Annotated in this window: 17 protein-coding genes and 1 riboswitch; of the genes, 7 read left to right on the top strand and 10 right to left on the bottom strand. The window is 66.0% G+C overall.

What is annotated here, in order from left to right:
- Nucleotides 1-172 precede the first annotated feature (172 nt).
- Nucleotides 173-940, top strand: a complete 768-nt coding sequence (locus JOE41_RS14960; protein ID WP_209752795.1) for a uracil-DNA glycosylase — start codon at nucleotides 173-175, stop codon at nucleotides 938-940.
- A 15-nt stretch (nucleotides 941-955) separates the two neighbouring features.
- Complete coding sequence (locus JOE41_RS14955) at nucleotides 956-1,795, top strand: siderophore-interacting protein (RefSeq protein ID WP_209752794.1); 840 nt, start codon at nucleotides 956-958, stop codon at nucleotides 1,793-1,795.
- 44 nt (nucleotides 1,796-1,839) lie between these two features.
- Here the strand turns inward: JOE41_RS14955 and JOE41_RS14950 are convergent, their stop codons facing one another.
- From JOE41_RS14950 to JOE41_RS14940, 3 genes are all read right to left on the bottom strand, one after another.
- Nucleotides 1,840-3,336: a threonine/serine exporter ThrE family protein gene (locus JOE41_RS14950; RefSeq protein WP_011690637.1), complete on the bottom strand. Its 1,497-nt coding sequence runs from the start codon at nucleotides 3,334-3,336 to the stop codon at nucleotides 1,840-1,842.
- A gap of 31 nt (nucleotides 3,337-3,367) precedes the next feature.
- Entirely contained in the window at nucleotides 3,368-4,492 is a 1,125-nt protein-coding gene (locus JOE41_RS14945; protein ID WP_245200724.1) for a peptidoglycan bridge formation glycyltransferase FemA/FemB family protein, read from the bottom strand.
- An 86-nt stretch (nucleotides 4,493-4,578) separates the two neighbouring features.
- A complete protein-coding gene (locus tag JOE41_RS14940) occupies nucleotides 4,579-5,400 on the bottom strand; it encodes a DNA/RNA non-specific endonuclease (RefSeq protein WP_011690635.1) in 822 nt (273 codons plus the stop codon).
- A 153-nt stretch (nucleotides 5,401-5,553) separates the two neighbouring features.
- On the opposite strand from JOE41_RS14940, the gene JOE41_RS14935 reads away from it, so the two are divergent.
- Nucleotides 5,554-6,105 (top strand): TspO/MBR family protein, encoded by a 552-nt coding sequence (locus JOE41_RS14935; protein WP_209752793.1) that lies wholly within the window; start codon nucleotides 5,554-5,556, stop codon nucleotides 6,103-6,105.
- A 31-nt stretch (nucleotides 6,106-6,136) separates the two neighbouring features.
- Here the strand turns inward: JOE41_RS14935 and JOE41_RS14930 are convergent, their stop codons facing one another.
- The 6 genes from JOE41_RS14930 to JOE41_RS14905 all read right to left on the bottom strand — a co-directional run bounded on the left by JOE41_RS14930 (nucleotide 6,137) and on the right by JOE41_RS14905 (nucleotide 14,628).
- A complete protein-coding gene (locus JOE41_RS14930) occupies nucleotides 6,137-7,564 on the bottom strand; it encodes an L-serine ammonia-lyase (RefSeq protein ID WP_209752416.1) in 1,428 nt (475 codons plus the stop codon).
- 157 nt (nucleotides 7,565-7,721) lie between these two features.
- Complete coding sequence (gene glyA / locus JOE41_RS14925) at nucleotides 7,722-9,059, bottom strand: serine hydroxymethyltransferase (protein WP_307800707.1); 1,338 nt, start codon at nucleotides 9,057-9,059, stop codon at nucleotides 7,722-7,724.
- Complete coding sequence (gene gcvH / locus JOE41_RS14920; RefSeq protein ID WP_011690632.1) at nucleotides 9,056-9,439, bottom strand: glycine cleavage system protein GcvH; 384 nt, start codon at nucleotides 9,437-9,439, stop codon at nucleotides 9,056-9,058. The genes glyA and gcvH overlap by 4 nt, the downstream gene beginning before the upstream one ends.
- A gap of 177 nt (nucleotides 9,440-9,616) precedes the next feature.
- Entirely contained in the window at nucleotides 9,617-10,774 is a 1,158-nt protein-coding gene (gene gcvT / locus JOE41_RS14915; RefSeq protein ID WP_209752792.1) for a glycine cleavage system aminomethyltransferase GcvT, read from the bottom strand.
- Nucleotides 10,775-10,785: 11 nt separating this feature from the next.
- The gene (gene gcvP / locus JOE41_RS14910) at nucleotides 10,786-13,638 is read right to left on the bottom strand and encodes an aminomethyl-transferring glycine dehydrogenase (RefSeq protein WP_011690630.1); all 2,853 of its coding nucleotides are present in this window, start codon (nucleotides 13,636-13,638) and stop codon (nucleotides 10,786-10,788) included.
- 202 nt (nucleotides 13,639-13,840) lie between these two features.
- A riboswitch (glycine riboswitch) is annotated at nucleotides 13,841-13,939 on the bottom strand.
- Between the two features lie 149 nt (nucleotides 13,940-14,088).
- Nucleotides 14,089-14,628 carry a TetR/AcrR family transcriptional regulator gene (locus JOE41_RS14905; protein WP_043429386.1) on the bottom strand — a complete coding sequence of 180 codons (540 nt, stop codon included), beginning with the start codon at nucleotides 14,626-14,628 and terminating at the stop codon, nucleotides 14,089-14,091.
- A 69-nt stretch (nucleotides 14,629-14,697) separates the two neighbouring features.
- On the opposite strand from JOE41_RS14905, the gene JOE41_RS14900 reads away from it, so the two are divergent.
- Nucleotides 14,698-16,299, top strand: coding sequence for an MFS transporter (locus JOE41_RS14900; RefSeq protein ID WP_209752791.1), 1,602 nt, complete (start codon nucleotides 14,698-14,700; stop codon nucleotides 16,297-16,299).
- An 89-nt stretch (nucleotides 16,300-16,388) separates the two neighbouring features.
- On the opposite strand, the gene JOE41_RS14895 is transcribed toward JOE41_RS14900, so the two are convergent.
- Nucleotides 16,389-16,868 carry a Dps family protein gene (locus JOE41_RS14895; protein ID WP_209752790.1) on the bottom strand — a complete coding sequence of 160 codons (480 nt, stop codon included), beginning with the start codon at nucleotides 16,866-16,868 and terminating at the stop codon, nucleotides 16,389-16,391.
- A 191-nt stretch (nucleotides 16,869-17,059) separates the two neighbouring features.
- On the opposite strand from JOE41_RS14895, the gene JOE41_RS14890 reads away from it, so the two are divergent.
- Genes JOE41_RS14890 through JOE41_RS14880 form a run of 3 tightly spaced genes read left to right on the top strand, consistent with a single transcriptional unit; the run spans nucleotide 17,060 to nucleotide 20,721 of the window.
- Nucleotides 17,060-18,094 (top strand): nitrilase-related carbon-nitrogen hydrolase, encoded by a 1,035-nt coding sequence (locus JOE41_RS14890; protein WP_209752789.1) that lies wholly within the window; start codon nucleotides 17,060-17,062, stop codon nucleotides 18,092-18,094.
- Nucleotides 18,091-19,116, top strand: a complete 1,026-nt coding sequence (locus JOE41_RS14885; RefSeq protein ID WP_043429384.1) for an agmatine/peptidylarginine deiminase — start codon at nucleotides 18,091-18,093, stop codon at nucleotides 19,114-19,116. The genes JOE41_RS14890 and JOE41_RS14885 overlap by 4 nt, the downstream gene beginning before the upstream one ends.
- A 30-nt stretch (nucleotides 19,117-19,146) precedes the next feature.
- Entirely contained in the window at nucleotides 19,147-20,721 is a 1,575-nt protein-coding gene (locus JOE41_RS14880; RefSeq protein ID WP_209752788.1) for an APC family permease, read from the top strand.

Genomic DNA, 20,721 nt, shown 5'->3' with positions numbered 1-20,721 from the left:
TCTCCTTTCCATGGTACGGGCGAATAACACGCATGTCATTTACGCCGTATGACGTGACGGCGGGGAGGCGGGTAACGCAAGGTACGCCCGCCACCACAGACTTTTGCCGGCGTCCGGCCGGGCGCCGTGGGCCCGCCAGCGTCTTGGAGTACAACACTGCGAGAATGGACCCGTGTTTGATTCTGAAGCCTTATTCGAGCTGGAGCCTGCCGTTGAGGGTGCTGACTTTGCCGAGATGGCACGAGTGCCGCTGGACCGCCTTATGGCTGCAGACTGGGCTGCGGCGCTGGCTCCCGTGGAGGCGGAGTTGCGGAGCGTCCTGGAGTACCTTGCTGCTGAAGTGGCGGCCGGGCACCAGGTGCTGCCGTCGCCGTCGAACGTTTTGCGCGCATTTCAACAGCCGCTGGCCGGGGTCAAAGTCCTCATCGTCGGCCAGGACCCCTACCCGACCCCGGGCCATCCGATCGGATTGTCCTTCGCGGTGGAAGGGCACACCAGGCCCATTCCGCGCAGCCTCGCGAACATCTACAAGGAACTCGAATCCGACCTCGGCCTTCCGGCCCGCGTCCACGGGGACCTCACGCGCTGGGCGGACCAGGGCGTCCTCCTCCTGAACCGCGTCCTTACGGTCCGGGCCGGGGCAGCTGGATCCCACCGGGGCAAAGGCTGGGAACCGATTACGACGGCGGCAATTGCCGCCGTCGCCGGCCGCCGCGCTGCAGACGGGACGGCAGCGCCCCTCGTGGCGGTGCTGTGGGGCAAGGATGCCGAGGGCGTCCGCCCGTTGCTTGGAGACACTCCGGTCCTCGCCAGCGCCCACCCCAGCCCGTTGTCGGCCGCCCGCGGATTTTTTGGGTCGAGGCCGTTCAGCAGGGCAAACGAACTCCTCCGGGCCCAGGGTTCGGAGCCCGTTGACTGGGAACTTCCCCCGGTTCCTTAGCCTAGGCTTACTTTCATGACTTCCCTTCCTGCTGCTACATCTGCCAGCCGAAAATCGCGCCCCCAGACGAACCTCACGGTCCTCCGGCGCGAGGAACTCTCGCCGCACATGGTGCGGATCGTGGCCGGCGGCGAAGGCTTTGCCAGCTATGTGAACAACGACTACATAGACCGATACGTGAAGATTGCCTTCCCGCAGCCCGGCGTCGAATACCCGCTCCCCCTCGACCTTTGGGCCATCCGGGAAAGCCTCCCACGCGAGCAGTGGCCGTACACCCGGACGTACACCGTCCGCTGGGTGGATGAAGAGGCCCGCGAGCTGGCCATCGATTTCGTGATTCACGGTGACGAGGGCCTGGCGGGCCCATGGGCGGCGAAAGCCCGGGCCGGCGACAGCCTGGTCTTCACAGGCCCGGGCGGCGGCTACAACCCCGATCCCGCGGCCGACTGGCACCTTTTCGCCGGCGATGAGGCCGCCCTGCCTGCCATTGCCGCCGCCATCGAGTCGCTGCCGCCGGAAGCCCGGGGAATTGCGTTCCTGGAGGTGGACAGCGACGCCGAAATCCAGCCCATCCAGGCCCCTGCCGGACTGCAGATCCACTGGCTGCCGCGCAACGGTGCCCCTGCAGGCAGCAGCGATCTCCTGGTCGGCGCCGTACGGAATGCCGAGTGGCCTGGCGGCCGGGTGCAGGTCTTCGCCCACGGTGAGCGCGGCTACATGAAGTCCCTCCGCGAGGTCCTCTACCGTGAGCGCGGCCTGGAGCGCGCGCAGGTGTCGTTGTCCGGCTACTGGGCCAAGGGCCGGGTGGAGGACGACTTCCAGGCCGAAAAGAAGCTCCCCATCGGGCAGATCTAAGAGGTCCGGATCCGGCAGGTCCGCATCCGGCTGCTCGTGGCCTGCTAGCGCCGCCGGGCGCGGCGGCGTTCGTTGCTGGCCAGGCTCCGGGTGAGCGGACGGGCCAGGGTGTCGCCGAGGACGATGCCGGCCGCCACTCCCAACACGATCGCACCGGCATTCAGCATGCCCCCGGCACCCATCAGGATCTCCGACTCTTCAATGGTCAAGACATACATGGAGCGGAATATAGTGAGGCCGGGCAGGAGGATCAGGGCCGCGGGAACAGCCACCACTAGCTGGGGGGCGCCCATCTTCAAGGCAACCACCCTGGCCAGGAGGCCTATGACCACCGCGGCGACGGCCGGGGAAAACCTTGAACCCATGCCGATCAGGTCCGCGCCGAGCAGCACAAGATGTCCTACTACGCCCACCGCCGCGGTGGGAAGGAGGAGCTTCCAGGCGGTCTGTTCCGTGATGCCAATGGCTACTACCGCTACGGCCACCAAAATGATGAGCGCCCACAACGGATACGCCGGCGGGAATGTTTCCGTGACGTCGATTTCCTCCATGCCCATCTTCGAGCCCAGCACGAAAGCGACGGAGATGCCGGACACCAGCGCACCGAAGGTCAGCATGGTGGACAGGAACCGGCCCGCCGCCGTGACGGGGAAGCCGTTGATAGCGTCCTGCACCGACGACACAAGCCGGCCCGTGGGCAGGAGCAGCAGGATGCCGCCCACCACGACGATGGCGGGCGCGATTTGGATGCCCACCGGACTGCCGAACCGCCACAGCAGCAGGGCGATAAACGTCACCAGGAATGCGCATGATGCCGTGGCGAAGAAGTCCGGAACCCGCCAGCGGCTCAACTGCCGGGCTAGCAGGCTCACCAGGATGTTCGAGCCGAATGCGACCGCCGAAGCGCCGGGGCCCCCGCCCAGTACGCCTACGAAAACTGCGGCGAACACCGCGAAGGCCACAGTGACCATCCAGCGCGGAAACGGCTTGGAGCTGCGGATAATTTCGTCCAGCCTGCGGACTGCCTCATCCCGGCCAACGCCGCCGGCCACAATGTCCGTCACCAGCTGGTGCACCTGTGCCAGGCCCGCATAGTTGTTTGTCCAGGACCGCACCACCCTGAGCAGGGAAATGGGGGTCTGGTCCTTGGGTGCGTAGTTGATGGCAACCGACTGGTTGGTGATGTCCACTTCGATGTGCTTCAGGCCCAAGGCCGCCGTGATCGCGATGATGCTGGTTTCCACTTCCAGGGCACCGGCGCCGTATCGGAACATGGACTCGGCGAGGTGGAGCGCAAAGTCGATGGTCTTCCGCGCGGAAGTGTCCACTCCCCCCACTTGGATCATGGGGTTGGCGTAGGGGCTGCCGGCGAGCCGGTCCACAATGCTCATGGGTGCGGTGGGCGGGTTTTCGCCTTGCACCAGCCTGCGAAGCATGCGCTTGGCCGCTGCGTTCTGCCGTACCTGGGATGCGGTGAGAGGTTGGGTCGGGGGCAGCGCCGCCGTGGGCGGCCTGCGGCGACCGTCGGGTGCTTTGGTCATTGCGGCCTCCTCAAGGGCTTCACAAGGGTATCTAGTAGAACTGCTGGCCTGTTCGCCTGGTGTATAGCTGGCGTGCCACACGTTCGCCGGCGGCCATCCAGGCCTTGTATTTCAGCGGGTCGAGCACCTGGTCGTAGCAGCCTACGAAGTCGGTGACCGTCTTGCTGAAGCTGGTCTTGAACAACCCCAGCCCGTGGAACGGGTTGGAAGTGTCCTTGAGTTTGTCGCTCGGAGGGGTGCCGCAGAAGTCATATTCCGTGCAGCCGAGTTCCTTGACCTGGTTGATGGCCGTCCACTGGACCAGGTGGGAGTCGCCGTACTGGGTGCGCTTTTGGAGCGAGCCGCCGTCCTTGTAGGTCCCCTTCCGGCCGTAGTTGATCACGAAGGCACCCACGGACGGAACGCCGTTCTCGTAGACGAACAGGAGCCGGCCCTGCCCGCGCTTGATGAAGTTGGTCCAGAACTGCCGGTAGTACTCGTACTCCCTGACCCTGACCTGCGACTTCGCTTCCACCGTGGTGGTCATGAGCGAATACATGGACCGGAAGTTCTCCTCCGTGGGATCGACGTTGTGGACTTCCACGCCCTCCCGGATGGCCCGGCGGACAGCGTTGCGTCCCCTGGAGTGCAGGTTCCGCAGCAACTGGTTCTCCTCCGGCGCGATGTCCAGCAGCGCAGTGGAGTCATTGGGCTGCAGGTTGTGCGTCTTCACCAGGCCCGCGCCCTCGAGCACCCGCTTTGCGTCCTCGGAAAGGACGATGTCCGGCTCGATCTTGATGGCAAAGACGCCCAGCTTTGCTCGCTTCACGAACTCCGCGTTCGCGGCGGCGATGCCCGGGATATCCTCAACCGCCGCCACGTCCGGCCCCTTGATGAGGTACCACAGCTTGCCCAGCACAGGAAAGGACTTCTGCAGCACCAGGTTGTAGCTCGTGTAGTCCGCGGTTTCGTAGACCAGGTGGAGGGGTTGCCAGCCAAAGTGTTGTTTGACCTCGGCGAACGCCTCGGACTGAAGCAGGTTTCCGCCGTTCGGGTTCGCGATGACATGGTTGTCCCAGTTGGCGACCTCCTCGGCGGAGGCAAAGCGGGCGGTGAATTCTCGCAAGTGCGCGGTGTCCAATCTTTGCGGTCGGTGCTTCGGCTGCATGCCGGGCATGCAAGCCACAAGTCTATCGGCCCTCCCTAGGAGGACGTTGACCCTAGGAGCACGTTATCCGGCTGGCTCCCTCGCGGCGTCCGGGTTCAGAGCCGGATCTGCTCCATGGACTTGAGCCGCACGGCCAGGGGCTCCTTGCCCAGGGCACGCTGGCTCTTGGCCAGCCGGTCCGCGTTTTCCAGCCGGGACAGGCTCAGCCCGGTCAATTCGGCGATCCGGGCCACAGGAACCTGAAAGGTGCGGAAGGGACCCAGCGGCGGCGGTTCATCGGCCAGGAGCCGTTCCCGGATAGCCTTCTTGAGCTCCACCTTCCCCAACAGCGGGGACTGGTCCAGCAGGAATCCGGCAGCAGCGAGTTTTCCGTCCATGGTCCAGGCCGCGATCTTCCAGAACATCCGGGGTATCTGCACTCCCCGGTAGGGCAGGTCGTCGTCCTCCAGGACCGGCCCCGTGAACACACTCAGCTTGGCGTCATTGAGGTCCGCGTGGCTGAGCACATGGTCTTCCAGCCCCACCCACAGTTCTTTGCCCTGGTTGAAGTCGTCTACCTGTGGCGCGGCATTGGTAAACGAGAAGGTGTCCTGGTTGGCTGCCTTGGCCGTCGCCTCATCGCCCCACACCGGATCCAGCCGCCGCACCAGGTGTCCCCGGTCAAAGGCGTTGTTCTTGTAGACTTCCGGACCCGCCTGCTGCTCCTTCGGGACCCGGGCATCGAAGTGCCAGGTTCCCTCACGGGCCAACGGCACCAGTTCGCGTCCGTGAATATTTACGCCGACGACGGCGGCCAGCTTCCGCGCCGTACGCAGCCGGACGGAAAAGTGTGTGTAGTCAAGCAAAACGGTTGCTGCCGCCGGACTGGGCAGCTCAAGGCGTGCCCGCAGAAAGTCCCGGTCATATCCCCCAGTCATAGCTCCATAGTGGCACTCCAGCCTCAGGGTGAACAGAGCATGCGAACAGTGGCTGGCGGGCAGCGATCGCGACCAGCCGTGAAGGACTCATGTGCCAGTGGCCGAGTGCTGGATCGACTTGACTCAACATGCCGTACTCGCGAGGGTTGAACTATGAAGGCACCGCACGAACAGGCCATGGCGGGCCCCGCTGACGGCGCCCGTCCCGGCAGCCGCAGCACGGGTGCGCAACTGCTCGGCCTGGCTGTATTCCTGGGAGCCTCCGCGCTGGTCGCCTGGCTGGGTGCTTTCGCCACGCTGGGCAACGTGGACGGCTGGTACGCCACAGCGGACAAAGCCCCGTGGTCCCCGCCGAACTGGGTCTTCGGTCCGGTCTGGACCATGCTGTACACAGCCATGGCAGTCGCCGCGTGGCTCGTCTGGCGGCACGGCGGACAGCGCACCGTCCCCGCCTTGAGGGCGTACGGGATCCAGTTGGGCTTGAACCTGCTGTGGACGCCGGTGTTCTTCGGCCTTTACCCGGTGATGGGCACGGCGTCGCTCTGGCTGGGGCTTGCGATCATCATTTCCCTGATCATCGCCGTCACCTTCACCGTCCTGCGTTTCGGCCCTATCAGCCGGGCAGCCGGCCTGCTGCTGTTGCCCTACGTTTCTTGGCTGGTTTTCGCCAGCAGCCTGAACTGGTGGGCGGCTTTGCACAACTAGGTCTCGACAGGCCCGCCAACGGGCTAGGGAGTCAGCATTCGACGACGTTGACGGCGAGGCCGCCCATGGCGGTTTCCTTGTACTTGGAGGACATGTCCCTGCCGGTCTCGCGCATGGTCACGATCACCTCGTCCAGGGACACCCGGTGCGTGCCGTCGCCCCAGAGCGCCATCTTCGCGGCATTGATGGCCTTCGCCGCCGCGATCGCGTTCCGCTCGATACAGGGGATCTGCACCAGCCCGCCGATCGGATCACACGTCAGCCCCAGGTTGTGCTCCATCGCGATCTCCGCCGCGTTCTCCACCTGCTGCGGCGTCCCGCCCATCACCTCGGCCAGGCCCGCAGCGGCCATCGACGACGCCGACCCCACCTCACCCTGGCAGCCCACCTCCGCCCCCGAAATGGACGCCTGTTCCTTATAGAGCACCCCGACCGCACCGGCAGCGAGCAGGAACTTCACCACCACATCATCCCGGTCCTCCCGGCTGGCCCGGTCCATGCCCGGCGCGAAATGCAACGCGTAATACAACACCGCCGGGATGATCCCGGCCGCCCCGTTCGTCGGCGCCGTGACCACCCTGCCGCCGGACGCGTTCTCCTCGTTCACCGCCAACGCGATCAGGTTCACCCACTCCTGCCAGTACTTCGGATCCCGGTACTCCGGGTCCTGGCCCCGGTTCTCCTTCAGCAAACGCTCGTGCCAGTCCGGCGCACGACGGCGGACCTTCAGCCCGCCGGGCAGCAGCCCCTCACGCTTCAGGGACACCGCCACGCACTCCTCCATCACCGAGTAAATGTGCAGCAACCCCTCCCGGATCTCCGCCTCGGACCGGGAGGCGCGTTCGTTGACGAACATGATCTCCCCAATGGACAGGCCCTTGGACTGGCACCGGCCCAGCAGCTCCGCCGCAGTCCGGAACGGCAGCGGCAACTCCTTCTTCGACTCCTCCAACTCCTGCTGCGCCGCGTCCTCCTCGCCCTCACGGACAATAAACCCCCCGCCCACCGAGAAGAACGTCGCCGCATGCAGCACCTCCCCGCCAGCATCCGTGACAGTGAAAGTCATCCCGTTCGTGTGCCGCGGCAGGATGGTCAACGGCCGCAACACCATATCCTTCACCCCGTACGGCAGGACCACCCCGGCACCATCAACAGCACCGGCCAGCCGCAGCATCCCGGACTCCGCGATCGCCGCCAGCCGCTCCTCCACCTCGGCCGGGAGGATCTTCTCCGGATGGAACCCCTCCAGCCCCAGCAGGATCGCCGTCATCGTCCCGTGACCGTGCCCCGTCGCGGCGAGCGAACCATACAAATCCACCCGCAGCCCGGCCACCCTCTCCAGGGCACCGGAAGCCTTCAGCTCCCCGGCGAACACCGCCGCAGCCCGCATCGGACCCACCGTATGCGAACTCGAAGGCCCAATCCCGATGGAAAAAAGATCAAAGACACCAACGGCCATGGTCGGTTCCTAACTAGGTGTAGCTGTGGTCCGGCAGATGGTCCTGCCGGATGGCGGTGCAACCGCCGGTGGGCGGTCGCACTGCCGGATGCACGACGACGGGCGGCAGCTTGTGGCGGCCGCCCGCGTCGTGATCTCTACTTCTGTAATACGTGCTCTAGCCGAGGTTGGCAACCGAGGGGTAGAGCGGGTGGGCGGCGGCGAGGGCATCCACCCGGGAGCGCAGGACGGAGAGGTCCGCGCCGGCGTCGGCGATTAGCGCCTCAGCGATGATATCCGCAACCTCGGCGAAGGCGGCTTCGCCGAAACCGCGGGTGGCGAGGGCCGGGGTGCCGATACGCAGACCCGAGGTGACCATCGGCGGCCTCGGGTCGAACGGCACGGCGTTGCGGTTGACGGTGATGTCGATTTCCGCGAGGCGGTCCTCGGCCTGCTGGCCGTCCAACTCACAGTTGCGCAGGTCCACCAGGACCAGGTGGACGTCGGTGCCGCCGGAGATCACGTTGATCCCCTTGGCGGTGACGTCCGGCTGGACCAGGCGGTCCGCCAGGATCCGGGCACCGGCAAGGACGCGTTCCTGGCGTTCCTTGAATTCCGGGGACGCGGCGATCTTGAACGCCACGGCCTTGCCGGCGATGACGTGTTCCAGGGGTCCGCCCTGCTGGCCGGGGAACACTGCCGAGTTGATCTTCTTGGCGATGTCGGCGTCGTTGGAGAGGATGATGCCGCCGCGGGGCCCTGCGAGGGTCTTGTGCGTGGTGGACGTGGTGACGTGCGCGTGCGGAACCGGTGACGGGTGCAGCCCTGCGGCGACCAGCCCGGCGAAGTGCGCCATGTCCACCATCAGGTAGGCGCCAACGGAGTCGGCGATGCGGCGGAACTCGGCGAAGTCCAGCTGGCGGGCGTAGGCGGACCAGCCGGCGACGATCAGCTGCGGCTTGTGCTCCCGGGCCAGGCGCTCCACCTCGGCCATGTCGATCCGGTGGTCCTCTTCGCGGACCTGGTACGGGATCACGTTGTACAGCCGACCGGAGAAGTTGATCCGCATGCCGTGGGTGAGGTGGCCGCCGTGGGCCAGGTTCAGGCCCATGATGGTGTCGCCCGGCTTGATCAGCGCGTGCATCACCGAGGCGTTCGCCTGCGCTCCGGAGTGCGGCTGCACGTTGGCGTATTCGGCTCCGAACAGGGCCTTCACCCGGTCGATGGCCAGCTGCTCGACCACGTCAACGTGCTCGCAACCGCCGTAGTAGCGCTTGCCCGGGTAGCCCTCGGCGTACTTATTGGTCAGCACCGAGCCCTGCGCCTGCATGACGGCCTTGGCGGTGTGGTTCTCCGAGGCGATCATTTCCAGGCCGGTGCGCTGGCGGGCCAGTTCGTCGTCGATCTTCGTCGCGATCTCAGGGTCCAGCGCGGACAGGTCCGCGTCCAGGGACGGGGAGACAACCTGCTCAAACGCGACGGTGCCTGTGCCTGCGGCCGCGGTTGCGCCGCTCACAGTTCGCCGCCGTTCTTTGAAGCGTATTCCTCGGCGGAGAGCAGCGGGCCGTCGGAATCCGCAGCCACCTTGAAGAGCCAGCCGGCACCGTACGGATCGCTGTTGATCAGTGCGGGGTCGTCCACGACGGCGGAGTTGGTTTCCGTGACCTCGCCGGTGACCGGGGAGTACAGGTCCGAAACGGACTTGGTGGACTCGACCTCGCCGCAGGTCTCCCCTGCGGTCACGGTGGAGCCAACCTCGGGCAGGTCAACGTACACGATGTCGCCGAGGGCATCCGTGGCCACGGCGGAGATGCCGATCGACACCAGGTTGCCGGCCTCACGGGCCACCCACTCGTGCTCGTCGGAGTACTGCAGTTCAGCGGCAACTTTTGCCATGTGTTTTTCCTTCAGTTTGGTTTGCGAAAAGTGAGAGAGCGTTGGCCCAAACGCTGCAGGAAGTGAGAGAGCGTTGGGGCTGGGATCCGGCAGCGTGTGTCAAAGCGACAAAGGAGCAGCACGCGTGAAAACGGGGCCAGCCGGTCCCGGAGCCGGGAACTGCTGACAGCCTATGGGCTACTTTTGGCGCTTGTAGAAAGGCAGTGCGACGACTTCGAACGGCTCCGCCTTGCCGCGCAGGTCGATGTCCAGGGCGGTACCCACCTCGGAGAATTCGACGTCGACATAGGCCAGGGCCACGGGGTAGCCCAGCGTGGGGCTCGGCTGGCCGGAGGTCACTTCGCCAACAACTGCGCCGTCCTTGAGCACCGGGTAGTGGCCGCGGCCCGCGCGCCGGCCCAGGCCCTTGAGGCCCACCAGCTTGCGTCCGCTCGTGGCACCGGCGCCGCCGGCCTTGAGGGCTTCAAGCGCCGCGCGGCCCACGAAGTCGCCCTCCTTGGCGAGGGAGACGACCGGGCCGAGGCCCGCTGCGTAGGGGTTGCCTTCGCGGGAGAGCTCGTTGCCGTAGAGCGGCATTCCGGCTTCCAGGCGCAACGAGTCGCGGCATGCAAGGCCGGCGGGGACAAGCTCGCCCTCCTCGGCGACAGCCCCGATGGCCTGCCACAGGGCTGTGGCGTCGTCGTTGTCCACGAAGATCTCGAAGCCGTCCTCACCGGTGTAGCCGGTCCGGGCCAGCAGGAGGTCCTTGGTGGCGCCGGCCACCAGGAAGGGAACTTCGACGGCGGCGTAGTACTTCAGTCCGGTGACCAGCTCGTGCTGTGCCGCCGGAACCAGGCGAAGCAGGATGGCTTCGGCCTTGGGACCCTGGACGGCGATCAGCGAGGTGCGGGCGGAGGCGTCGTCCACCACGACGTCGAACTTTGCTGCCCGTTCGGCGAGGGCGGCCGCGACCACAACGGCGTTTCCGGCGTTGGGCACCACCAGGAATTTGTCCGTGCCGTTTCCTGCGGCGTCTGCCGCTGGGCGGCGGTACGTGATGAGGTCGTCGATGATGCCGCCGTCTTCCTGGCAGATCAGCGAGTACTTGGCCTTGCCCACGGACATGGCGGAAATTTTGCCGACCAGGGCGTAGTCCAGGAAGGCTGCGGCGTCCGGGCCGGTGACCCAGACTTCGCCCATATGGGAGAGGTCGAACAGTCCGGCAGACTTGCGGACGGCGTGGTGCTCGGCCAGCTCGGAGGAGTACTTCAGGGGCATCTGAAAGCCACCGAAATCGGTGAAGGACGCGCCGAGCTTCTTGTGCTCCTCATAGAGCGCCGTGTAGTTCTCAGTCATCGCGGGAATCCTTAGTTTTCGAAGTCTTCGATGGGCGGGCAGGAGCAGATCAGGTTGCGGTCCCCTGCTGCGCCGTCGATGCGGCCCACGGGCGGGAAGTACTTGTCCTGCTTGAGGTGGTGGACGGGGAAGGCGGCCTGCTCACGCGGGTATTCGCGGTTCCAGTCGGAGGAGACGACGGCGGCCGCGGTGTGCGGTGCGTTGCGCAGCGGGGAGTTCTCCACCGTGAAGTCGCCGTTCGCAACCTGGTCGATTTCCTGGCGGATGGTGATCATGGCATCGATGAAGCGGTCAATCTCCACGAGGTCCTCGGACTCAGTGGGCTCCACCATGAGCGTGCCGGCAACCGGGAATGCCAGCGTGGGGGCGTGGAAGCCGAAGTCAATGAGGCGCTTCGCCACGTCTTCCGCGGTGACTCCCGTCTTGGCAGTCAGGGCGCGCAGGTCCAGGATGCACTCGTGCGCCACGAGTCCGCCTTCGCCGGTGTACAGCACCGGGAAGAACTCGTTCAGGCGGGAGGCGATGTAGTTCGCCGCCAGCAGGGCCGACTTGGTGGCTTCGGTCAGGCCGGCGCCGCCCATCAGCTTTACGTAGGCCCAGGAGATCGGCAGCACCCCGGCGGAGCCGAAGCGGGAAGCGGAGATCGCAACGCCGTGCCCGTCCTCGTGGGCTGCCTTGTTGGCATCGCCCGGCATGAACGGCGCAAGGTGGGCCTTGGCCGCAACCGGGCCGACGCCCGGTCCGCCGCCGCCGTGCGGGATGCAGAAGGTCTTGTGGAGGTTCAGGTGGGACACGTCGCCGCCGAACTTGCCCGGCTGCGCCAGGCCCACCAGGGCGTTCAGGTTGGCGCCGTCAACGTAGACCTGCCCGCCTGCTGCGTGCACCGAGTCGCAGATTTCGCGGACGTCGGCGTCGTATACGCCGTGCGTTGACGGGTACGTGATCATGATCGCGGACAGGACGTCTTTGTGGGTTTCGATCTTCGCCTGGAAGTCGGCGTGGTCGATCGTGCCGTCAGCGGCGGTGGCCACGACGACCACCTTCATGCCGGCCAGGACGGCGGACGCGGCGTTGGTACCGTGCGCCGAGGCGGGGATCAGGCAGACGTTGCGCTGGTCATCACCGCGGGACAGGTGGTAGCCGCGGATCGCCAGCAGGCCCGCGAGCTCGCCCTGGGAGCCTGCGTTCGGCTGGATGGAAACCTGGTCGTAGCCTGTGATCTCCGCGAGGTCCGCTTCCAGGCCGTCGATCAGCTCACGCCAGCCTTCGGTCTGGGAGTCCGGGGCGAAGGGGTGGATGGAGGCGAACTCCGGCCAGGAGATGGCTTCCATCTCGGCGGTGGCGTTCAGCTTCATGGTGCATGACCCCAGCGGGATCATGGTGCGGTCCAGGGCGAGGTCGCGGTCCGAGAGCTTGCGGATGTAGCGCAGCAGCTGGGTTTCGGAGCGGTGCGTGTTGAAGACCGGGTGCTGCAGGTAGTCCGAGGAACGTTCGACGGCGGCGTCGAGGGCGAAGCCTGCGTCGTCGGAGGCAACCTCGGCGCCGAAAACGGCGGCAACGGCGGCGACGGTTTCCGGCGTCGTGGTTTCGTCAGCGGAGATGCCGACGGTGTCGGCATCGATGCCGCGCAGGTTGATGCCTTTGGCTTCGGCTGCGGCGACGATGTCAGCTGCTTTGCCCGGGACGCGGACGGTGATGGTATCGAAGAAGCTGCCGTGCAGGATCTCGAGGCCTGCGCCCTGCAGGGATGCCGCCAGGGTGCGGGCGTTCTTGTGGATGGTCTCGGCGATGGACTTCAGTCCGTCAGGGCCGTGGTAGACGGCGTACATCGACGAGACGATGGCCAGCAGTGCCTGTGCGGTGCAGATGTTGGACGTGGCCTTTTCGCGGCGGATGTGCTGCTCGCGGGTCTGCAGGGCAAGGCGGTAGGCCGGGGTGCCGGCGTTGTCCTTGGACACACCCACCAGGCGGCCGGGCATGGAACGCTCAAGGCCCTTCTGGACGGCCATATAGGCGGCGTGCGGACCGCCGAAGAACAGCGGCACACCCAGGCGCTGGGTGGAGCCGACGGCGATGTCCGCACCCTGCTCACCCGGAGGGGTGATCAGGGTCAGTGAGAGCAGGTCAGCCGCCACAGTGACCAGTGCGCCGCGTTCCTTGGCGGCGGCGATGACGGCGGCGTGGTCGAACACCCGGCCGGACACGCCCGGCTGCTGCAGCACGATGCCGTTGATGTCGCCGTCGGGAAGCCCCTTGGAGAGATCCGCCACCTCAACCTCGAAGCCGAGCGCCTCGGCACGGCCCTTGACGATGGCGATGGTCTGCGGCAGGACATCGGCGTCCAGGACCGTCTTGCCGTCATGGGCGGCCTTGTTCTTGTTGGCACGCCGCATCATCAGGACTGCTTCAGCCACGGCGGTGGCTTCGTCCAGGAGGGAGGCGTTGGCGATGGGCAGGCCCACGAGGTCCTGGACCATGGTCTGGAAGTTCAGGAGTGCCTCAAGGCGTCCCTGGGAAATTTCCGGCTGGTAGGGGGTGTAGGCGGTGTACCAGGCCGGGGACTCGAGGATGTTGCGGCGGATCACCGCCGGGGTCACCGTGTCGTAGTAACCCTGGCCGATCATCTGTACGGCCGTCTTGTTCTTGGCAGCCAGCTTGCGCAGCTCGGCCAGTACTTCGACCTCGCTCAGGGCGTCCTGCAAAGTCAGGGCGACTTCCTGGCGGATGTCTTTGGGGACCGCGGTGTCTACCAGCGAGTCCACGGTGTCGTAGCCGACGGACTTGAGCATGGTGTCGATGTCGGCCTGGCGGCGGGCGCCAATATGCCGGTCGACGAAGGTGGTGGAGGCTGAACTAACCGTCACGAAGGAACTCCATTACTAATGGCGGCGCAGGGTACGCCGCAGTGGTCCGGGTTCCTCCCCGCTCTGTATTGGACCTGAGAGTTTCCGCAGGACCGTGCTCTCGCACAGCTCCGCTTGCACCGTCGGTGAGCATGGCGTGTCCTGGTTTGCCCCCCAACTGGGTTGGGACACAAACGGACAGCATGCTGCTTTCCAGAGTTGCCTTGCCGCGGCGGTACATGGGCCTGAGAGATTCCTGGGGAGGGTTTGCTCCTACGGCGCCTGCTTGTACCTACTTGCAGAACTCTCCCGCCGCAGATCAAAGGCATATTTAGTTAGCGGTGACAACAGTCACAGCGTCAATTGTCCTACGCGCAGGTCCAGTCTGCAAACTCCGCAGCCAGTCCGACGGCGCGTTACGGCCCGAATCGCGACGGTCCCGGAAGGCAGACCCACGCCCTCGTGGCGCTGTCAGCCGCGAAGCCGTTCGACGGCTGCCAGCAGGCTGTCGACGTCGCCGCTCATTTCGGGCGGGGCGGCGCCGGGGCCGCTGGCCAGCATGGCATTGAAGTAGAGGCCGTCACCCATGTACAGCACGGCCTTGGCCATGGCCGGACCAACGTCCCCGGCCAGCAGTTCCAGCCAGCTCCCCTGGACGGCCGCGAAGCGGTGCAGCGTCTCCTTGTGCGCCACTTCGGCAAGCCGGGTGGCAGCCACAAAAACCCGGTCCAGCGGAGTGTCCGCCCAGAGGGAGGACTTGATGAAGTAGACCGCGGCGCCTTCCGGAGCTTTGGCCATGGCGTCCAAATCCCCGGCGACCAGCCGGTCCATGCGCTCCAGCAGGGCAGAAATCATGGCTTCCTTATTCGGGAAGTGATACAGGAGACCCCCCTTGGAAACCCCTGCTCGCCGGGCCACGGCATCCAGCGTCGCGGCGCGTTCACCCACCTCGATCAGCAGGGATTCAAAGGCGTCGAGCACAGCCTCGCGGGCAACGGGTTTTCTGGCCATGGTTCCTATCATGCCCGGTGGTCCGGGCTCGTTTCTTAACTATACCGTCCAGACGGTACAGTTATCTTCATGGGAAACTCGCAGTCACCTTCGACGCCGGCCACGCAGCGCCTCACTTCCGCAGCGCCCGCCGCTATCGGCAGCCGCTCCACCGGCCCCAGGCCGGGTCGCGACTGGCTGGCCCTCGCGCTTTTGATGTTCCCGGTTCTGCTGGTCGCCGTGGACAACACCGCACTGACGTTCGCACTGCCCGCCATCGCCAGCAACCTCGACCCCACCGGCGTTCAGCTGCTGTGGATTATCGACGCCTACCCCCTGGTCCTGGCCGGCCTCCTGGTCGCCATGGGCAGTTTCGGCGACAGGATCGGCCGCCGCCGGCTCCTGCTAATCGGCAGCACCGGTTTTGCCGCCGTCTCCGCAGCAACGGCATTCGCCCCCAGCGCGGAATGGCTCATTGCCGGCCGCGCAGCGCTTGGATTTTTCGGTGCGATGCTCATGCCTTCCACCCTGTCCCTGATCCGGAACATCTTTCCGGACCCCAACCGGCGCCGTCTGGCTATCGCAATTTGGGCAGCAGGGTTCTCGGGTGGTGCCGCGCTGGGGCCGATCTTCGGCGGCTGGCTCGTGGAGCACTACTGGTGGGGCGCAATCCTGCTGGTGGCCGTGCCCATCATGCTGCCTATCCTGCTGCTTGGTCCGGCCCTGATTCCCGAATCCAGGGACCCCAGCCCGGGAGCCGTTGATGCCGCCAGCATCGTCCTCTCCCTGGTGACAATGGTTCCCTTGGTCTACGGCATCAAGTCGCTGGCAACGGAGGGCTTCGGCCCGGCGGCGGCGGCGGCCATCGGTTTCGGACTCCTCATGGGCTACGCCTTCATCCGGCGCCAGAAGAGGCTGCCTAGCCCCCTACTGGACATCAGCCTCTTTGGAAACAGGATCTTCAGCACGGCCATCACGGCCAATGTCCTGGCGCTTTTTTCCTTCAACGGCTTCATCCTGTTCCTTGCCCAGCACCTCCAGCTGCTGGAGGGCCAGCAGCCCACGGAGGCCGGAATTGCCATGATCCCGGCGCTGGTTGCCACCGTGGTTGCCGGCCTGGTGGTGGTCCCGCTGGTGCGGACAATAAGGCCAGGCTTTGTGGTGGCCGGAGGTCTTTCCCTAAGCGCCACCGGCTACTTCATGGTGGCCTTCGGGGACCACTCGGGCGGTCCGGCCATCCTGCTGGGCGCACTCCTGGTCCTGGCCCTCGGCGTGGGAGCAGCCGAAACGATTTCCAACGACCTGATACTGGGGTCGGTCCCGCCGGAGAAGTCGGGTGCGGCAGCGGCCATTTCGGAGACCGGTTACGAGATTGGCTCACTGCTCGGAACGGCCGTCCTCGGCTCGATCCTGACGGCGTCCTACCAGCGGAACCTGGTCCTACCGGAGGGCATCGCAGCCGCCGGCCCTGCCGGCGCCGCGCAGGGGGTCACACAGGCCCGGGAAACCCTGGCCGGGGCCATGGAACTCGCCCATTCGCTCCCCGCACCGCTGGCGGACGCCCTGACGTCCGCCGCCCGGGTCGCGTTTGAATCGGGCGTCCACGTGACGGCCTCCATCGGGCTGGTACTGATGGCGGGAGCGGCAACGCTCGTCGCCGTCGTTCTCCGCGGAGTGCCCAAGGCCTCTTAGCGCCGGCGGGCCGCCATCCTCCGCCCGCACCCGCCAAACAGAAAGCCCGGCACCGGAATCATCCGGTGCCGGGCTGACGTAATGCGGTCTTACTTACCGTCGGGGGTGGTCACGCTGGCGGAGGCCTTCATGTTCTCCGCGCCCACCATCCAGGCGTACTGCTCGAGCTTGGCGATGAACTCATGAAGCAGGTCCGCCGTCGTGGGGTCTTCCTCGTCGACTTCATCGTGGACCTTGCGCATGGTGCCGACAGCCGCTTCGAGCGCCGCGACGATGCGGTCTACGGCGTCCTTGGTGCTGATCAGCCCCTGCGGGAACTGCGCAAGGCTCGTGGTCTCGGCGACCGTGGCACTGCGGCCGTCCGGCAGGGCATGGAGTGCACGCATGCGCTCCGCCATGTCATCCGCGAAGTTACGGGCGGCGTCGATGATTTCATCCAGCTGCAGGTGGAGGTCGCGGAAGTTCGTTCCCACGATGTTCCAGTGGGCCTGCTTGCCCTGGATGTGCAGTTCAATCAGGTCCGCGAGCACAGCCTGCAGATTATTCGTCAGCGTCGGTGATGCCTTCATTGATCCTCCTGGTGTCAGCGGTTTCTCGGGTAATCCGAAACTATCCCAGCCGCCACAGCGGCGCCACCGAATCTCGCGGGCGGCTTAACAAAATGACTATTCTTCATTTTCCCTTGCCAAGGGACCCCTCCACGTGAATACTAAATGAACGTCATTCATTTAGTGACGACCGTCTCACTGGAGTATTCACCATGATTGAAATCACTTGCCTTGAACCGCCCGCTTCCCTGGCACGGACGCGGCCCTCTGCCCGCCCCGCCCTGAGGATCGCGGTAGTCCAGCACCGCTGGCACGCCGACGCCGCGGCTCTCAGCGCCGAACTTGATGAGGGCATTGAACGCGCCGCCCGGCTGGGAGCCACCGTCGTCTTCCTGCCGGAACTCACTTTGTCCCGCTACCCGGCGGATACGCTCCCCGACAACGACACATCCCGTTCGTGGGCCGCCCGTCCTCGCCCGTCGGACCTCGCCGAGGACCTGCTGACCGGCCCCACGTTCCGGTTCGCCGCCGGGGCAGCCCGCCGGCACGGTATCACCGTCCACGCCTCCCTGTACCAGCGGGCGGAGAACCCGGACGGTTCGGACGACGGCCTGGGACTGAACACGGCGATCCTGGTGTCCCCCGAGGGTGAGCTGCTGGCCCGCACGCACAAGCTCCACATCCCGGTGACCGCCGGGTACTACGAAGACAAATTCTTCCGCCGGGGCCCGGCCTCGGAGGACGCCTACGAGGTCCACTCCCCCGCGGAACTCGGCGGCGCCAGGCTGGGCATGCCCACCTGCTGGGACGAGTGGTTCCCGGAGCTCGCCCGGCTGTACTCCCTGGGCGGGGCGGAAATCCTGGTCTATCCCACCGCCATCGGTTCCGAACCGGACCACCCGGACTTCGACACCCAGCCGCTCTGGCAGCAGGTCATCGTGGGCAACGGCATCGCGAACGGCCTGTTCATGGTGGCCCCCAACCGCTGGGGAAACGAGGGGACGCTGAACTTCTACGGCTCCTCCTTCATCTCGGACCCCTACGGCCGGATCCTGGTCCAGGCGCCCCGCGACGAATCCGCCGTCCTTGTCGCCGACCTGGACCTGGACCAGCGCAGGGACTGGCTCACGCTGTTCCCGTTCCTGGCCACCCGCCGTCCGGACACCTACGCCCGGCTGACCGACCCCGTACGGCGCGACCAGCCCCTCGGCGGCGAAGCACCGACCTACCACGAGGTGACCGCGTGAGCCCCTGGCGCATGCCCGCCGAGACGGCTCCGCAGGAGCGCATCTGGATGGCGTTCCCTACCGGCGGCTACACCCTCGGCGACACCGCCGAAGAGGCACACGCCGCGCGGACAGTCTGGGCCGCCGTCGCCAATGCCGCCGTCGAATTCGAGCCGGTCACCATGGTGGTCACCCCCGACGACGTCCTGACCGCCGCGCGCTACCTGGATCCCGCCGTCGAGGTGCTCACCGCGGACTTGAACGATGCGTGGATGCGGGACATCGGCCCCACCTTCGTCCTCGACGGCGACGGGCGCCTCGGCGCCGTCGACTGGGTGTTCAACGGCTGGGGCGGGCAGGAATGGGCCCGCTGGGACAAAGACTCGCTGATCGGGGCGGAAGTCGCCGGCCGGTCCGGCGCCCGGCACATAGCCTCCGCGCTCGTTAATGAAGGCGGCGGCATCCAGGTGGACGGCGAGGGAACCGTGCTGGTGACAGAGACGGTGCAGCTGGACCCGGGACGCAACCCCGGACTGTCCAAGGCCGAGGTGGAAGCAGAGCTCGCCCGGACCATCGGCGCCACCCATGTCATCTGGCTTCCGCGCGGCCTGACCCGGGACTCAGAGCGGTTCGGCACCCGGGGCCACGTGGACATCGTGGCCGCCATCCCGTCCCCCGGCACACTGCTGGTGCATTCCCAGCAGGACCCGGAACATCCCGATTTCGAGGTCAGCCGCGAAATCATCAATTTCCTCTCGGCCACGCGGGACGCAGCCGGCCGAGAGTGGAACATCATCGAAGTCCCCGCTCCCGTGGCACTCAGTGACCCGGAGGGCTTCGTGGACTACAGCTACATCAACCACCTCGTGGTCAACGGCGGTGTGATTGCCTGCACCTTCGGCGACCCCAACGACGAAAAGGCCCTCCGGATCCTCGCCGATGCCTACCCCGGCCGCCGCGTCGTGGGCATCGACGCCCGCGAACTGTTCGCCAGGGGCGGCGGCATCCACTGCATCACCCAGCAGCAACCCGCTGCCTCCTAGAACATTCGGACCACCCAGAAAGGGCCTGACATGACCCAAACCATCCGCCCCAGCTCCCCGGCCGGCGCATCCGGCACGGCATTAGCAGGCACTGACGCACCCGGCACCCCGCACGGCATTACCGGAAAGGGACTGAAGGGCGGGCAGCTGGGCCTCCTCGCCGTCGTCGTCCTCGGCATTTCCACCATTGCACCGGCCTACACACTCACCAGCGCCCTTGGACCCACCGTGAACGAGGCCGGGCTGCAGTTGCCCGTCATCTTCCTCATCGGCTTCATCCCCATGATCCTGGTGTCCCTGGCCTACCGGGAACTCAACGCCGATTCGCCGGACAGCGGCACCACTTTCACCTGGGTCACCAAAGCCTTCGGCCCGTGGGTGGGATGGATGGGAGGCTGGGGGCTCCTCGCCGCGAACATCATCGTGCTATCAAACCTGGCCGCGGTGGCGGTGGACTTCTTCTATTTGTTCCTCGCCCAGCTCACGGGCGTGCCGGAGCTCGCAGACCTGGCCGCCGACAAGGTGCTGAACGTCGCGACCTGCGTCGTGTTTGTGGCGCTGGCCGTTTGGGTCAGCTACCGCGGCCTGCATACCACCAAGATCGTCCAGTACGGCCTGGTGGGTTTCCAGCTGCTTGTGCTCGGGCTGTTCGTGGCCATGGCCTTTGCCAACTGGTCTTCCTCGGAAACCTCCATCCCGTTCAGCTGGGAATGGTTTGACGTCACCAAAATCGAGACTTTCGGCCAGATTGCCGCCGGCATTTCGCTGTCCATCTTCGTGTACTGGGGCTGGGACGTCTGCCTCACCGTGAACGAGGAAACGGCCAATGGCAAAAAGACGGCGGGCATCGCCGGCACCCTTACCGCCGTCGTAGTCCTGGGCATCTACCTCCTGGTCAGTATCGCCACCATGATGTTCGCCGGTGTGGGTACGGAGGGCGTCGGACTGAACAACGAAGAAAACCACGCAAACATCTTCACCGCGCTGGCGTCCCCCGTCATGGGCCCTTTCGCCATCCTTATGTCGCTGGCGGTTCTGTCCAGCTCGGCAGCTTCGCTGCAGTCCACGTTTACCTCGCCGTCGCGGAGCCTGCTGGCCATGGCCCACTACGGGGCCCTGCCAAAGCCCTTTAGCCACATGAGCAAGAAGTTTGCGACGCCGGGCTTCGCAACGATCGCAGCGGGTGTCCTCTCCGCAGGGTTCTACGCAGTGATGCATGTGGTCAGCGAAAACGTCCTGAACGACACCATCCTGGCCCTCGGGCTGATGATCTGCTTCTACTACGGGCTGACGGCGTTCGCGTGCGCATGGTACTTCCGCAACACCGTCTTCAGCAGCGTCCGCAACTTCATCCTGCGGCTGCTCTGCCCGCTGCTCGGCGGGCTTGGCCTGCTGGTGGTGTTCCTGCAGACTGCCGCGGACAGCCTGGCGCCGGAGTTCGGCAGTGGATCGGAGATCTTCGGCGTGGGACTGGTCTTCGTCCTCGGCGTGGGAATCCTCGCGCTGGGAGCGGTGTTCATGCTGCTCATGGCCAGGCTGAATCCCGGGTTCTTCCGCGGCGAAACGATCCGCAAGGACACCCCTGCCCTGGTGGTTCCCGAGTAA

Source organism: Arthrobacter sp. PvP103 (assembly GCF_017833075.1).
Lineage (GTDB): Bacteria > Actinomycetota > Actinomycetes > Actinomycetales > Micrococcaceae > Arthrobacter.
This window is presented reverse-complemented; position numbering and strand designations above follow the sequence as displayed.

Coding starts and splice junctions, on each gene's coding strand:
- gcvH (WP_011690632.1), bottom strand. CDS start 9,439: ATGGCAAAAGTTGCCGCTGAACTGCAGTACTCCGACGAGCACGAGTGG.
- JOE41_RS14950 (WP_011690637.1), bottom strand. CDS start 3,336: ATGACCAAAGCACCCGACGGTCGCCGCAGGCCGCCCACGGCGGCGCTG.
- JOE41_RS14945 (WP_245200724.1), bottom strand. CDS start 4,492: ATGCCCGGCATGCAGCCGAAGCACCGACCGCAAAGATTGGACACCGCG.
- gcvT (WP_209752792.1), bottom strand. CDS start 10,774: ATGACTGAGAACTACACGGCGCTCTATGAGGAGCACAAGAAGCTCGGC.
- JOE41_RS14880 (WP_209752788.1), top strand. CDS start 19,147: ATGACCCAAACCATCCGCCCCAGCTCCCCGGCCGGCGCATCCGGCACG.
- JOE41_RS14905 (WP_043429386.1), bottom strand. CDS start 14,628: ATGGCCAGAAAACCCGTTGCCCGCGAGGCTGTGCTCGACGCCTTTGAA.
- JOE41_RS14955 (WP_209752794.1), top strand. CDS start 956: ATGACTTCCCTTCCTGCTGCTACATCTGCCAGCCGAAAATCGCGCCCC.
- JOE41_RS14940 (WP_011690635.1), bottom strand. CDS start 5,400: ATGACTGGGGGATATGACCGGGACTTTCTGCGGGCACGCCTTGAGCTG.
- JOE41_RS14895 (WP_209752790.1), bottom strand. CDS start 16,868: ATGAAGGCATCACCGACGCTGACGAATAATCTGCAGGCTGTGCTCGCG.
- JOE41_RS14890 (WP_209752789.1), top strand. CDS start 17,060: ATGATTGAAATCACTTGCCTTGAACCGCCCGCTTCCCTGGCACGGACG.
- JOE41_RS14900 (WP_209752791.1), top strand. CDS start 14,698: ATGGGAAACTCGCAGTCACCTTCGACGCCGGCCACGCAGCGCCTCACT.
- JOE41_RS14935 (WP_209752793.1), top strand. CDS start 5,554: ATGAAGGCACCGCACGAACAGGCCATGGCGGGCCCCGCTGACGGCGCC.
- JOE41_RS14930 (WP_209752416.1), bottom strand. CDS start 7,564: ATGGCCGTTGGTGTCTTTGATCTTTTTTCCATCGGGATTGGGCCTTCG.